9 protein-coding genes are annotated in these 14,643 nt (G+C 61.5%); 7 read left to right on the top strand and 2 right to left on the bottom strand.

Features of this window, described 5'->3' with window-relative positions; all coding sequences use genetic code 11:
* Positions 1-4,069: immunoglobulin-like domain-containing protein (locus V3W27_RS27935; protein ID WP_330208051.1), on the top strand; the 4,069-nt coding region annotated here is incomplete at its 5' end.
* A gap of 147 nt (positions 4,070-4,216) precedes the next feature.
* The gene (locus V3W27_RS27940) at positions 4,217-4,555 is read left to right on the top strand and encodes a tryptophan synthase subunit beta (RefSeq protein ID WP_098966540.1); all 339 of its coding nucleotides are present in this window, start codon (positions 4,217-4,219) and stop codon (positions 4,553-4,555) included.
* Positions 4,556-4,682: 127 nt separating this feature from the next.
* On the opposite strand, the gene lapD is transcribed toward V3W27_RS27940, so the two are convergent.
* Both lapD and lapG read right to left on the bottom strand, forming a co-directional pair.
* A complete protein-coding gene (lapD, locus tag V3W27_RS27945) occupies positions 4,683-6,629 on the bottom strand; it encodes a cyclic di-GMP receptor LapD (protein WP_115988499.1) in 1,947 nt (648 codons plus the stop codon).
* Between the two features lie 14 nt (positions 6,630-6,643).
* Positions 6,644-7,336 (bottom strand): cysteine protease LapG, encoded by a 693-nt coding sequence (gene lapG / locus V3W27_RS27950; protein ID WP_007962016.1) that lies wholly within the window; start codon positions 7,334-7,336, stop codon positions 6,644-6,646.
* A 196-nt stretch (positions 7,337-7,532) separates the two neighbouring features.
* Between lapG and V3W27_RS27955 the strand changes: the two genes are divergently transcribed.
* From V3W27_RS27955 to V3W27_RS27975, 5 genes are all read left to right on the top strand, one after another.
* On the top strand, positions 7,533-8,243 hold the full coding sequence (locus V3W27_RS27955; protein WP_330208052.1) for a GntR family transcriptional regulator: 711 nt from the start codon (positions 7,533-7,535) through the stop codon (positions 8,241-8,243).
* Positions 8,244-9,010: 767 nt separating this feature from the next.
* A complete protein-coding gene (locus tag V3W27_RS27960) occupies positions 9,011-9,787 on the top strand; it encodes a DUF3050 domain-containing protein (protein WP_285373214.1) in 777 nt (258 codons plus the stop codon).
* Complete coding sequence (locus V3W27_RS27965; protein WP_103367801.1) at positions 9,784-10,713, top strand: diiron oxygenase; 930 nt, start codon at positions 9,784-9,786, stop codon at positions 10,711-10,713. Before V3W27_RS27960 ends, V3W27_RS27965 begins: the two co-directional genes overlap by 4 nt.
* A 13-nt stretch (positions 10,714-10,726) precedes the next feature.
* Entirely contained in the window at positions 10,727-14,119 is a 3,393-nt protein-coding gene (locus V3W27_RS27970) for an amino acid adenylation domain-containing protein (protein WP_330208053.1), read from the top strand.
* Between the two features lie 24 nt (positions 14,120-14,143).
* A complete protein-coding gene (locus V3W27_RS27975; protein WP_103367803.1) occupies positions 14,144-14,611 on the top strand; it encodes an SRPBCC family protein in 468 nt (155 codons plus the stop codon).
* Positions 14,612-14,643: the final 32 nt, after the last annotated feature.

A 14,643-nucleotide genomic window follows, 5' to 3' on the forward strand; every position in this document is an offset into this window, starting at 1 on the left:
AGTAGCCGACAAAACCCCGGTCAGCACCACCGTGACCGACACCGTCGACACCACCAGCCTGTCGCTGAGCGCGACCCCGGCGGTGAACGAGGGCGGCCAGATCACCTACACCGCCACCCTGAGCAACGCTGCCGGTTCCCCGGTAACCGTGACCCTGAGCAACGGCTCGGTGATCACCATCGACGCCGGTAAAACCACTGGCACCGTGACCGTTCCTGCTCCGGCTGACGACGTCTACAAAGACGCCGGCAGCGTGCAGGCGACCATCACCAACGCCAGCGGTGGCAACTTCGAGAACCTGGTACCGAGCACGACACCGGCCGTGACCAACGTCGCCGATACCATCGACACCACCACCGTCAGCATCACCGGCAGCACCTCGGTGACCGAAGGCCAGACCGCCAGCTACACCGTCAGCCTGACCCACCCGGCGCAAACCGACGTGAGCCTGAAAATCGTCTACAGCGGCACCGCCGCCGACGGTTCGGACTTCACTGGCGTGTACACCGTGAAGATCCCGGCGGGCGCCAGCAGTGCGCAGTTCAACGTCGCGACCATCGATGACAAGATCACCGAAGGCACCGAGAACTTCGTGGTCAAGATCGACTCGGCCACCGGCGGCAACTTCGAGAACCTGGCCGTCAGCAGCACCAACGGCAGCGTCAGCACCTCGATCATCGACAACGATGCGCCACCGGTCATCGACCTGGACGCCAACAACTCCAGCGGCGCCACCGGTGCCGACTACAAAGTGACGTTCACCGAAAACACGCCGGGCGCCGGCGTGTCGATTGCCGACACGGACCTGACGATCACCGATCCGGACAGCACCATGCTGACCGGTGCAACCATCGTCCTGACCAACCGTCAGGACGGCGATGCGCTGAACCTCGGCAACAGCGTCAACGGCATCACGATCAATGCCAACAGCACCAACGGCACCGTGACCCTGACCCTGTCGGGCAACGCGACGCTCGCCGACTACATGCAGGCGATCAAGAACATCAGCTTCACCAACAGCAGTGAAGACCCGAGCACCGTGCCGCGGATCATCACCGTGACCGTGACCGATGGCGGCAACTACTCCAACACCGCGACCACCACGGTCAACGTGGTGGCGGTCAACGATGCGCCAGTCGCCGCGCCAGTCAACGTCACCGGCACCGAAGACACCCCGCTGATCCTCGGCTGGTCGACCTTCGGTGTGACCGACGTCGACAGCCCGGCCAGCAGCCTGGGCATCAAAATCACCCAGCTGCCGGGCGAAGGCAAACTGCAGTATCTGGACGGTTCGACCTGGAAAGACGTCGCCAACAACCAGACCTTCAGCAAGGCTGACATCGACGCTGGCAAATTGCGCTTCATGCCGGATGCCAACGAATCGGGGGTCAACGGCTACGGCGGCAACGGCGTCGGCAACAACCAGGCCGACTACGCACAGATCAAGTTCCAGCCAACCGACGGCCAACTGCTGGGCAACACCGGCACCGTGAAGATCGACATCACGCCAGTGGCGGATGCGCCGACCGTGAGCGTGGCCGACAACAGCGTGAAGTCCACCGGGCTGGTCAAGGAAGTCTGGACCGGCCTGTCGGGCCTGGGTACCAGCGGCAACGGCGCTGACTCGACCACGTTGAAAAACGTGATCGACGGCGCCGGCACCCCGAACTCCAGCACCAACGTGAATAACGTGCAGTCCGACGGCAGCGTGACCGCCGGTACCGCGTCGAAGACCTCGGGCCTGATCTATCTGGAAGCCGGCAAGACCTACAGCTTCAGCGGTGTGGCTGACGACAGCCTGCTGATCACCATTGGCGGCAAGAGCGTGGCGTCGGGTACCTGGGGCGCGGGCGGTGCGATCAGCGGTTCGTTCACCCCGACCACCAGCGGCTACTACACCCTGGACATCTACCACCACAACCAGAGCGGCCCGGGCAGCTATGACGTGAACCTGTCGGTCAACGGCAGCACGCCGATCGACCTGAGCAGCGCCGGCGTGCCGATCTACACCGGGGTGCAGGATCTGGTGAATTCCGGTGTGACCGTCTCCGACCTGCACGGCACCAACGGCGAAGGCTATTACGACGGCTACAAGCTCAACACCGGCGCCGAAGGCACCACGGTGAAACTGTCGGCGATCAACACCGCGCTGACCGACACCGACGGCTCGGAAACCCTGAGCGTGAAGATCAGCGGCGCGCCGGTCGGCTCGGTTCTCTCCGACGGCAACGGTCACACCTTCACAGTCACCGCGAGCAACGGCGAAGCCAACGTCACCGGCTGGAACCTGGGCAGCCTGACCGTAACCCCGCCGACCTACTACAACGGCCAGTTCAACCTGACCGTGACCTCGACCTCCACTGAAATGGTCGGCGGTTCGGCCAGCAGCACCGCTACGATTCCGGTCACCGTGGTGCCCGCGGTGTACAACGCGGTGGTTGGTACCTCTGGCGACGACACCTTCAACGGTACCGATGGCAACGACATCATGGTCGCCGACATCGGTGGTCTGACCGTGGTGCCGGGCACCAACTACAACATCGCGTTCATGGTCGACAGCTCGGGCAGCATGAGCACCTCGTCGATCAACGCGGCCAAGGACTCGCTGACATCGGTGTTCAACACCCTCAAGCAGAGCCTGGGCGGCAGCAACTCGGGCACGGTGAACATCTTCCTGGCGGACTTCGATACCCAGGTCAACAAGTCGGTGTCGGTGAACCTCAACGACCCGAACGCGCTGACCAAGCTCAAAGCCGTGCTCGACTCGATGGCGTCCGGCGGCGGCACCAACTACGAGGACGTGTTCAAGACCACGGCCAACTTCTTCCAGAGCGCGGAAGCTGTGGCGAACACCGGGGCGAAGAACCTCACGTACTTCATCACCGACGGCCAGCCGACCTACTACCAGAGCGGCGAGCAGACCAACCCGACGCTGTACGGCAGCGTGAAGTTCGACAGTGTGGTGACAACCAGCAACTACAAGCTGGGCGACACTTTCAGCACGTACATCGACAACACGCATTACCTGAGCATCACCGCCAGCGGTTATGCCCAGTTGCAGACTTACACTGCCCGTTATGGCTGGAGCACCACCAACCTGGGCACTGTTCACGCTCAGGGTGACGGCACTTACGAGTTGTCGAGCCTGGCCGGTAGCGGTAGCAGTACGGATTCGGCGACAACCTCCAACTCCAACAGCAGCTTCGCCCTGCTCAGCAGTCTGTCGAACGTCGAGGCGATCGGTATCAATAGCGGTGTCAGCCTCAACGACCTGAAACCGTATGACTCGGATCACTCGCCGCAGACCAACATCGATCCGAAGGATCTGGCCAACTCGATCATCGGCCACACCGAAGCGACGATGCCGGGCAACGACACCGTCAGCGGTGGCGACGGCAACGACATCCTGTTCGGCGACCTGGTGAGCTTCAACGGCATTGCCGGCGAGGGTTATCAGGCGATGCAGGCGTTCGTGGCGCAGCAGACCGGGGTCGACGTCAGCAAGGTCACCACCAGCAACGTGCACCAGTACATCACCGAGCACTATCAGGCGTTCGATGTGTCCGGCGCACATGACGGCAACGACACGCTGCTGGGTGGCGCAGGCAATGACATCCTGTTCGGCTCGGGCGGCAACGACCTGCTCGACGGCGGCAAGGGCAATGACATCCTGCTCGGCGGCACCGGCAACGACACGCTGATCGGCGGCCAGGGCAACGACATCCTGATCGGTGGTTCCGGTGCCGACACCTTCGTCTGGAAAGCAGGCGACACCGGCAATGACGTGATCAAGGACTTCAACGCCAACGAAGGTGACCGCATCGACCTGCGCGATCTGTTGCAGGGTGAAACCGGCAGCACCATCGACAACTTCCTGAAGATCACCACGGTTGATGGCACGTCGTCGCTGCAAGTCAGCTCGGCGGGCAAGTTCAACTCCGGCGACGCGGCAGCCGCCACGCCGGACGTGACGATCAAACTGGAAGGCAACAACTGGTCGAGCGCCAACATTCACAACCTGATTGCCGGCAGCGATCCGACCATCAAGGTCGACCACAACAACAGCTGATGCGTGAACAAAACGGCCGCCCCTTGGGGCGGCCGTCACGTTTGCGGCTAACTCGGCGGTGACGATTTCGTCGCCACCCCGCATACTCGCGCGCAGTTGGCCTATGCTGCTGACAGCATGACGCTGGATCTTTCTGAGGGATGCTCAATGTTTTACGTGCAACGCGATGCGCAAGGTCTGTTGATTCGCGTGGAAGCCGCGGCCTACGCCGAGGCCACGGAAACGCTGCCGGCCGACAGCCATGAAATCCAGGCCTGGTTCGCCAATGAAGTGGTGGAAACCAGCCTGAAACAGCTCAAGCAGAGCGACCTGGAAATGATTCGGGTACTCGACGACCTGATTCAGGTGCTGACCCAGAAGGGCGTGATCCGCGTCACCGACCTGCCGCCGGCGGCGCAGGCCAAGTTGATGGACCGCACCCAGGCGCGGGAAGCGCTGGGCGGGTTGAGCCACTTGATCGACGACGAAGAGACCGGGCTGATCTGATCCGCGATCTTCAGTGACCGGACTGACCCCTTCGCGAGCAAGCCCGCTCCCACATTTGAAATGCATTCCAATGTGGGAGCGGGCTTGCTCGCGAAGGCTGATTTACCGACAACGAATAACGAACAGGTTACTTCCAGGGCGTGGGCTCACCAAACAACTGCCCCTGCACCCCATACAAGCCCATCTCGCGAATCACCGACAACTCGCCCTCGGTCTCCACCCGCTCGGCAATCAATGGCAGATCGATGCTGTGCGCCGCACGCTGGATCGCCTCGATGAACAGGCGCTTGTCGCTCTCCTGATCGATCGCGCGAATGTAACTGCCATCGATCTTCAGGTACGCCAGCCCCAGCCGCGCCAGGTTGCCGATCATGCTGAAGCGTCCACCAAAGCGCTGCAGGCTCAGAGAGAAACCGAGTTCACGCAGGCGCCGGGTCAACTGCTCCAGCACCGCTTGCTCCGGCAATTGCTCCTCGCCGATCTCCAGCGTCAGGCGCTCGCCGAGGTCGGAGTGCGCGCGCAGAATCTCGAACACTTTGTTCAGCGCTTGTGGATCGGCCAGGGTTGCCGAAGACAGGTTCAGCGCCAGCGAATCTTCATGCGCCTTCATTTGCTCCAGCACGCGCTCGAGCATCAGACGGTCCAGTCGCGCAGTCCAGCCAAAACGCTCGAGCCACGGCAGGAAACGCCCGGCCGGGATGGTCTGGCCCTGTTCATCCAGCAAGCGCGAAAGCACTTTGTAATGCAGCACCAATTGCGTGTCCTGAGCGGCCACCACCGGTTGGAAATACAGTTCGAAACGCTGCTGGTTCAGCGCCTGATCGAGCAAGCGATGCCAGGCATGGTGATCGTCACCGACGTCCGCCACCAGGCTCTGATCGATGCACGCCCAGTTTTGCTCGCCCTGCCCCTCGGCCTGCGCCAGCGCCTGATCGCCCAGGGTCAGTACTGCTTGCGGTGAATCGCCGTGGGCAAACGGGGCGAGGCCAATGGAAGCCACGGCCGGCACATCGGTTGCGCCAGTGGCGTGCAGGCTGCTCAGCGCGCTGTCGAGGTTCTGCGCCAGTTGCAGCGCTTCTTCGCGCACCAGTCCCGGCGCCAGCACGGCGAATTCACCACCGCGAATACGGGTGACGAGGTTCTGGGTTTCCGGGTATTTGGCGCACTCGCGGGACAGTTGCTCGCCGACAGCTTTCAACAATTCATCGGTGCGCTGACCGCCCAGACGCTGATTGAGCCCGGCCAGATCCTTGACCCGCAACAGCAGCAGGTAACCGGAACTGGCCTGCTCCGGGTTGCTCACGCGGTTGTGCAGTTGCATCTCGAAATAGCGCCGGTTGGCAAGCCCCGTGAGGTTGTCCTGATAAGACTCGGCACGCAGTTTTTCGCTGCGCTCGGCCTGCTCCTGGAACAGCGCCTTGAGCTTCTCAACCATCTGGTTCATCGCCTGCACCACGCGCCGCAGTTCCGGGGTACGCGGCAACTCCGGCAGGCTGAGGAATTCGCGGCGGGCGATGGCGTGGGACTGTTTGACCATGTAATCCAGCGGGCGCAATTGCCGGCGCAGCAGCAACGCGCCGAGCACTGCACTGACCGCGCCGCACAGCAGCAGCCAGCCGAGGCTGCCCAACGCGCTCTGCCACAGCTTGGCCACGGCAAACATCGGGTGACTGACCACCTCGACCCGCGCCGCCTGCTCCCAGCCACGGCTGACCAGCGCGTCGCCACCGGCCGGCTCCAGGCCGATCAGTTTGACGAACCAGTCAGGCACATTGCTCACCGCCGGAATCCCGCTGCGCTCGACAATGGTCTGGTCGGTCTTGAGATCGACCACGCGGATGCTCGCGTAATAGCCGCTGTCGAAAATCGAGCTGACCAGCAGCTCGACCATCGCCGGGTCGTCGATATTCGGCGTCAGCGACAACGCCAGCGCCGTCGCAGCGTCCTGGGCATGGGAGCGCAGCTGGTTGACGTACTGGGTGCGCGAGCTCTCCAGGCTGACCATGAAGCTGCCGGTGAAGGCGACCACCAGGAACAGACAGATAGCGATCAACAGCTGTTTGAACAAAGACATCTGAGCGCGTGCTCCTAGTTAGTCGTTTCGACCGGGAAACCTTCGGCCTGCATTTTCTTCAGCACATCCTGCCAGCGCGACAGGCGTTTGGTGTCACCGACCTTTTTGTTGCCCTTGGCTCCCGGCAGGTACAGACCTTCAGCATTGAAAGAGTAGACCGGCAGCAAATCGGTTCGCTGGGACGCAGGCTGAATCGGATCGATCAGACTGTCGAGCACCAGCGGCATGGCATCGGGGGTGGCGTAGTAAGTCAGCACCATGTGTGCGCGATTCTGGCGCAGTGCCTTGACGTAGGTGATGCGCAGCTTGTCACTGGAGACCCCGAGATGGCGCAGGCTGAAATACTTGGCGATCGCGTAGTCTTCGCAATCGCCTGCGCCTTTCCACAACGCTTCGATGGGCGTCTCCCAATAATCGACCTGCCCCCACAGATCGATATCTTCTACATAACGCACCTGTTTGTTGAAAAACAGGTTCACCACTTTCAGCTTTTCCATCTCGCTGACCTGTTTCTGCGTGGCCAGCAGGTTTTGCCAGGCATCGATCCGCTGCTGCCCGGCACCCAACGGGCCGTAGAGCGCCGTAGCCTTGCGGCTGATCGCGGAAAAATCCCAATCGGCATGCAGGCCGCCCAGCATGACGCCGGCCAGCAACAGTGCGCAGCCTAGCCAGCGCAGAGTCCGGGGGATCGCGAAACGTACCGCCACAGCAGGTTTCCAGGGGGCAGGAAGGAAAGCGTTTGATGGTGAAGCTTAGCCCGGCAAAAAACAATGGCACCATGAGATCATCGCCATCGCGCTAAACTTCATTCAGGACAGCAATCCTTTACATGGTTTGACAACCTGTAGAGCAATCACTAGTGTCTTTGGATCCAAATTCCGTCGTCATTCAGGGTGAGTAGTTGTGACACAGAAGCCCAAACCGCTGCACAGCATCAAAGTCGATGGGCCGATTCCCGCACACCTTGCCCGCTCGATCATCGAAGAAACCCTGCGCTCGGCGATCCTTGACGGTCGCTTGCCGTGCGGCACCGCCCTGCGCCAGCAGGATCTGGCCGACCTGTTCGGGGTCAGCCGCATGCCGGTGCGCGAGGCTCTGCGCCAGCTCGAAGCGCAGGAACTGCTGAGCGTCACCACCCACAAGGGCGCCGTTGTAGCGCCGCTGATCCAGGGCGACGCCACCGAAACCTACGAGTTGCGGATCCTCCTCGAATCCGAGGCCATGCGCCAGTCGATCCCGTTGCTGACCAGCGCCGATCACGCGCTTGCCGCCGGCTATATCGAAGAACTCGAAACCCAGCACGACTACAGCGAAATCGGTCGGCTCAACCGTCTGTTCCACATGGCCCTGTACAGCAAGGCACCGAATAAGCGTCTGCTGCGGCTGGTCGAAGACGGCCTCAACGAGGAGGAGCGCTTCCTGCGCTTCAATCTCGAAGCCATGGGCCTGGGCAAACTCTCCCAGGAAGATCACCGCGCCATGCTCCAGGCCGTGATCGAGCGCGATGTCGAGCTGTCAGTGAAACTGCTCGCGCAGCACCTCAACCGTGGCGTCGACGTGATCACCCGGTTCCTCGCCAGTCCCGCCGGACAAAACCGCAAGGCCGTGCGCTGACACCCTTCACGCCGGTCTCAGGCCTTCGCGCCTGACCGGCGAATAACCCGCTTACAAATCCTCTCCCCGATCCTCCGCAAACCTGATGGCGGATCCGCGTGTTCGCTCTAACCTCCCAGCGCTCGCAAGCCCGCCATTGCGGCTCGGCGCGGACGAATCGGTCATAGCCGTCCCGCCAATTTACCCGCACTCTTTAACGGCCACCCCATGAAGAACGGGAGACGCGCCGCACCGCCGGCGCAGTCCCCGCACCAGGAACCTACGGAAGGAGCCTTGCCACGGGAAAAAGGGAAGTTACGGCGCCGTTTCCGGCCCACTTTCATTCCTATACATCACATAAATCCCCGCTTCTTAAAGTTGCTTTGAGTGAGGCATTCACTCTTGTTTTCAATTTTGGCCTTTATTTGCCGAAAGGAGCAACTACGCCCAAATAAAACTCAAATAAACAGTTTTATCGGGCCAACTCATACTTAAAAAACAGACAACTAAAAATAATTAAAAATAAACTTGTTAAGTTATTTGACGATGTATTAGCTTTTTATTGCCGAGCAGGTTCTACCTGCAAACACGGCACGGCTCCGCAGTCAGCCAATAGCTTTGGCAAATATTCGCCAACGCATGGTCGAGAGCCTTTCATGCACTTTGCAAACTTTCATTAATCCGAATGAGGCCCGCGTTCGCCAATAGAAAACATTTCAAACTTATCAAGTCCGTGTTGATGCACTGAACGAGCAACTCCCTCTATTCCAATAACACCGAGGTTCGCCATGATGCCAACTAAAGAACAACTCGCCCTGAAAAAAGCGCAATTGAGCGTTCACCCGATCTTTACCGAGATCGATTCGTTATCGGTACTGCGCCGGTTCATGGAATCCCACGTCTTCGCCGTGTGGGATTTCATGTCGTTGACCAAGCGCCTGCAACAGGAATTGACCTGTACACGGCTGCCATGGTTACCGCCACGCGATCCGCATGCTGCGCGGCTGATCAACGAGATCGTGCTCGGCGAAGAGTCGGATGATCGTCCCGCCCACGGCCATTACAGCCATTTCGAGCTGTACCTGGACGCGATGCGCGAAGTCGGTGCGAGCACCACGGCGGTCGAACGGTTTGTCGCGCTGCAACAGGAAGGCGTGAGTTACGACGTCGCCCTGCAAAGCGTTGAGGTTGATCCGGCAGCGGCGAAATTTGTGCGCGAGACGCTGAACACAGCGCTGCATGCGCCAGGCCACAGCGTGGCTGCCGCGTTCCTGCATGGCCGTGAGAGCGTGATCCCGACGATGTTCCAGCGCATCCTCGATGACTGGGGGATCGGCATCGAACAGGCACCCACCTTTCGCTATTACCTGGAGCGCCACATCGAGGTCGACTCCGAAGATCACGGCCCGGCGGCAGAGCAACTGCTGGAGCGCCTGGTCGACGGTGATCCGCAGCGTGAGGCCGAAGTCTACGCCAGCGCCATCGCGGCGGTGGATAGCCGCATCGCCCTGTGGGACGGCCTGCGTCTGAGCATGCGCGAGCCCTTGGCGGAGGTGGCCCAATGAACGCCGCCGACTACCAATCCTTCGCCGACGCCTGGGAAACCCGCGCCACTATCCGCACTCGGCCACGGCGTGTTCTGGAAGACGATGAGCGCCTGATCTATCCGCTGAGCCGCCAGCCCCTGGTGCTCAGCGAAACCTTCCTGCGCGAATGCCCGCAGCAGCGTGATTTCGCCCTGGTGCAGACGCTGTACAAGTTCATCAACGACGTGGTGATTTTCGAAACCGAAATCGTCGACCAGACCGCCCGCGCCATCGCCAAGAATCGCTTCGCCGTACCCTTCCCGTTCGCCTGTCGCTACGACGCCATGACCGTGGTGGTGGACGAGGATTACCACGCGCTGGTGGCGATGGACTTCATGCAGCAGACCGTGGCCATGACCGGCATCGCGCCGATCGAACTGCCCACTGAAATCGAACTGAGCCGGGCAATTCCTGCCGCTGTGGCACTGGCGCCCGAGCACCTGCGCAGCGCGGTGGAACTGATCTGCGTGGCCATCGCCGAGAACACCGTGACTGGTGACGTTGCGGCGTTCGCCCGGGACGATACGGTCAAGCCGTCGATCAAAGGGCTGATGGCCGATCACCTGCTCGACGAGGGCCGGCACTCCAGTTTCTGGGCGCGCATGGTGCGCATCTATTGGCACACCGCCAATGACGCGGATCGGGAAACCATCGCGCAGATCCTGCCGGTGTTCATCGGCCATTACCTGACCAACGACATCCAGAAGTCCTTCGATCTGCGCCTGATCGACGCCTTGCCGGTCAGCGAGGCCGTGCGCCGCTCGCTCAAGGACGAGATGGCCGGGTTGGCCTTCCCGATCAATCGCCACCATCCGCTGGTGGGCAACATCGTACGCTTTTTCCACAACAGCTCGCTGCTCGACACGCCCTGCGTGCAGCACGCCCTGCGTGACTATCTGGTTTGATGAGGAGGCCGACATGAGACGTCTCGACATTTTATTGATTGGCGCCAGCCAGGCCATGACCGACCTGGCGCAGGAACTCGAACAACACGGTCATTCCTTACGACGCAGCGGTACGGCGCAATCGCCGGTGGATCTGATCATTGACGATGGCTTCATCGGCGCTGGCGATTTCTGCGCCATCCCGCACTTGCATCTGCGCCTCGGTATCGCTGCGCAGAGCCTTGGCGGTTTACCGACGCTCGACCTGCTGTGCTTCCTCGGCTCGTCACTGATCAGCCGTGTGCCGATTGGCGATGAGCCGTCCGGCAACGGTCAGGCACTACGCCAGCGGGTGCTGACGCAGGTGGTTGACGAAGTCGCGCTGCTGGTCAGCCGTTTCTCCCGCGATGCCGAGTATTTGCAGCAGGCAGTGCCGGCCATGGCGCCGGACTTCGAACAGGTGGAGGACCTGTCGTTTCTCGACAGTCTGGCTTACATCCATCGCCTCAACGCCACGACGCATCCGGCATTGTTGCAACAGGCGCAGACACCGTTGATCGAGCGCCTGCAACACAGCCTGATCGCGCACGCCGATCGGCCGGCGCTGCACCTGGCCGAGCAGTCGCTCAGCTATCGCCAGTTGCACGCGCACAGCCGTGCGATCCAGCAACGTCTGCAGCCACTGCTAGAGCAGCATCCGCAGCCGTGGATCGTGGGTATCTGCCAGCCGAAAAGCCCGGCGCTGTTCGCCTCGATTCTGGCGGTGCTCGGCAGTGGCGCGGTGTATCTGCCGCTCGAGCCGAGCCATCCGTTGCAGCGCCAGCAATACATCCTTCAAAACGCCGGCGCGGTGTTGTTGCTGCACGACGGCGAGCATCCGCTCGGTGAGTCGATGCCCGGGCTGAATGTCAGTCGTATCGACAGTGCCGACGCCGATCTCGACCTGCCGCTGATGCGTCAGCGGCCGACGCTTGAAGCACCGTGCATGGCGCTCTACACCTCCGGCACCACCGGGCATCCGAAGGGCGTGCTGTTGAGCCAGGCGAACCTCGCGCACTTCACCGCGTGGTACGCCGATTACGTGCAGTTGCGCACCGAAAGCCGAGTTCTGCAGTTCTCTTCGCTGAGCTTCGACTCGTCGCTGATCGATATCTTTCCGACGCTGCTGCAGGGCGCCGAACTGGTGGTACCGGATGACACCCAACGCCGCGATCCGCTGCAACTGATGGCGCTGATCCGCCGTCGGCAACTGACCCACGCGTTCCTGCCGCCGGCACTGCTGAGCATCCTGCCGCTGGAGCAACTGCAAGGTGTCGAGGTGATGACCGGTGGCGACGTCTGCGAGCCCTTCGTCATCGAGCAATTGACCCGCCAGGGCAAGCTGCACAACCTCTACGGCCCCACCGAAGCGACGGTGCTGATTACCGCCCGGCAACTGCATCCGGGTGACAGCAACCGCACTCTTGGCGCACCGATTGCCAACAGTCAGGTGCTGATTCTCGATGACGACTTGCAACCGGTGCCGGAGAACACCGTCGGCGAATTGTTCATCGTCGGTCCCGGCGTTTGCCTCGGCTACTTGAACAATCCGCAGCAGACCGCCGAGCGCTATCTGACCCTGCAACTGCCGCACGGCGAAACCTTGCGGGCCTATCGCAGTGGCGACATGGCCAAGTGGGGCGAACACGGTATCGAGCTGTGCGGACGGCGCGACAATCAGGTGAAGATTCGCGGTTTCCGGGTCGAGCCGGAAGAGATCGAGCGCTGCCTGCGCGAGAGCCAGTTGTACCGTCAGGTGGCGGTGGTGATCGACAGTCAGCGGCGGATTCTGGCGTTCCTTGCGCAGCCGCAGTCGGACGCTGCCCGCGATCTGTTGAAGGCGCATGCCCAACAGTTTCTGCCGGACTACATGCAACCGGTGGCATGGACTGAACTGGCACGGATGCCGTTCGCCAGCAACGGCAAGGTCGACCGCAAGGCGTTGCTGGAGCTGCCGGTGAGCGTGCAGGACAGCAGTCCGAAATGCCTGCCGGCAAACGCTGACGAAGCGTTGCTGCTGGAGATCTGGGCGGAACTGCTGGAGCTGCCGAGCAGCGATATTTCCACCGACGAAAGCTTCTTCAATCTCGGTGGGCATTCGATTCTGCTGTCGCGGATGTTGCTGCGTTTGCGTGAGGAATTCGGGCGCAGCATCTCGATCAACCGCTTCATCGAACTGCCGACCATCATCAAGCTCGCGACGCTGGTGCGCGGTACCGATGACAGCGCGGTGCTCAGCGCCCAGGCCATGGCCGACGCCGAGCGTCCGCTGAACATCGAACCGCTGCCGATCAGTCGCCTGGGCGATGTGCACAAGGTGATCGTCACCGGCGCCAACAGCTTTGTCGGCGTGCACATCGTCGAAGCGCTGCTCGGTTGGGGCGCCAGCGAAGTAGCCTGTCTGGTGCGTGACGGCGGCGGGCAAACGGCGGCGCAGCGTTTTGCCCAGGCGTTGCGCGAGAACCGTCTCGAGCATCTCGATTTGAGCCGGGTGCGGATCTACTCCACGGACCTCACCCGCCCGCAACTCGGCCTGGCCGACGACGATTATCAACGCCTGGATCGCGAGTTCGGCGCGCTGGTGCACAACGCCGCCAACGTCAATCACGTGCTCGATTACGAGTCGCTGGCGGCGGATAACGTCGAGCCGATTTTCGAGCTGCTGCGTCTGTGTGAAGGACGCAGCAAAAAGGTCTTCAACTTTGTCTCGACACTGTCCGCTTCCAGCACCGTCGACGGCGAAGGCCGAGTGCTCGAACTGCCCGCCGCGCCGACCCCGCCGATCTACATCCGCAACGGCTACAACCTGTCGAAGTGGGTCGGCGAGCGCGTCCTCGAACGGGCTCGCGAGCGTGGGGTGTGGGTCAACCTGTATCGCCCCGGCAACATCAGTTTCAACAGCCTGAGCGGCGTCTGCCAGCCGCACAAAAACCGTTTGATGCTGATGCTCAAGGGCTCAATCCAGCTCGGTCAGGTACCGGCCTTCGAGCTGAATTTCGACCTGATGCCGGTGGACTTCCTCGCCCGCTTCATCGCCTTCCACGCCAGCCGTTATTCGACCGAGCGCGCGGTGTTCAACCTGCACAACCCCGAGCCGCTGAGTTGGGATGCCTACGTCGCTTCGTTCCGCGAAACCGGCAGCGAGTTTTCGCTGGTCAGCGTCGCCGACTGGCAGCAGCAACTGGGCCGGGTCGATGCCGACAACGCGCTGTTCGGCGTGCTCGGTTTCTACCTCAACGGCTTCGAGGAAGACATCGGCGACATCTCCCTGATCGGCCACGCCAACGCTGAAGCCGGCGTGCAACAGATGGGCGCGCACTACCCGGAAAAATCCCCGGCGCTGCTACGTCGCGGCTGCGATTACCTGAAAGAAATCAACTTCATCTGATTCATCCAAAAAAGGAGCAACACCATGAGCAATCTGCAACCCGACACCCTGATCAAAAACCCGCACGGCTGCCACGTTGTGTCGTCGGTGGAAGTGCCGGCGGACGCGGCGCAGGTCTGGGCGGTGGTCGGCAATTTCGCAGGCTTCGACCGATTTATTCCGGCGCTGTCGCACATCGACATGACCGGCGACGGCGTGTCGTCGCTGCGCAAGAAATTCTTCAAGGACGGCAACGTGGTGGTCGAACAACTCAACTCCCGCGATGACCAGGCACGCGCCATGACCTGGACCACGATCTACAACACCTTGGGTGTGGCCAATCTGTGGGCGGCGATGAACGTGGAATCGCTGGGGGCGGGTAAGTCGCGGGCGACCTGGACGATCATTGCCGAACCGGCTTCAGGTGGGGAGGAAGCGCTGCCGGGGTTCAAGGATTTCGTGCAGGGGTTTGCCGATGATGCGATGGGGAATGTGCTGAAGCTGTTTGTGTAAGGCTTCAGTTCTGCGGTGATTGAGCTACCGCA

This window comes from Pseudomonas sp. AM14(2022) (genome assembly GCF_036346455.1).
Taxonomy (GTDB): Bacteria; Pseudomonadota; Gammaproteobacteria; order Pseudomonadales; family Pseudomonadaceae; genus Aquipseudomonas; species Aquipseudomonas putida_A.

Excerpts from the sequence above, each read along its gene's own strand:
- lapD (WP_115988499.1), bottom strand. The coding sequence starts at position 6,629 with ATGTCTTTGTTCAAACAGCTGTTGATCGCTATCTGTCTGTTCCTGGTG.
- V3W27_RS27960 (WP_285373214.1), top strand. The coding sequence starts at position 9,011 with ATGATGCCAACTAAAGAACAACTCGCCCTGAAAAAAGCGCAATTGAGC.
- V3W27_RS27975 (WP_103367803.1), top strand. The coding sequence starts at position 14,144 with ATGAGCAATCTGCAACCCGACACCCTGATCAAAAACCCGCACGGCTGC.
- V3W27_RS27940 (WP_098966540.1), top strand. The coding sequence starts at position 4,217 with ATGTTTTACGTGCAACGCGATGCGCAAGGTCTGTTGATTCGCGTGGAA.
- V3W27_RS27965 (WP_103367801.1), top strand. The coding sequence starts at position 9,784 with ATGAACGCCGCCGACTACCAATCCTTCGCCGACGCCTGGGAAACCCGC.
- V3W27_RS27970 (WP_330208053.1), top strand. The coding sequence starts at position 10,727 with ATGAGACGTCTCGACATTTTATTGATTGGCGCCAGCCAGGCCATGACC.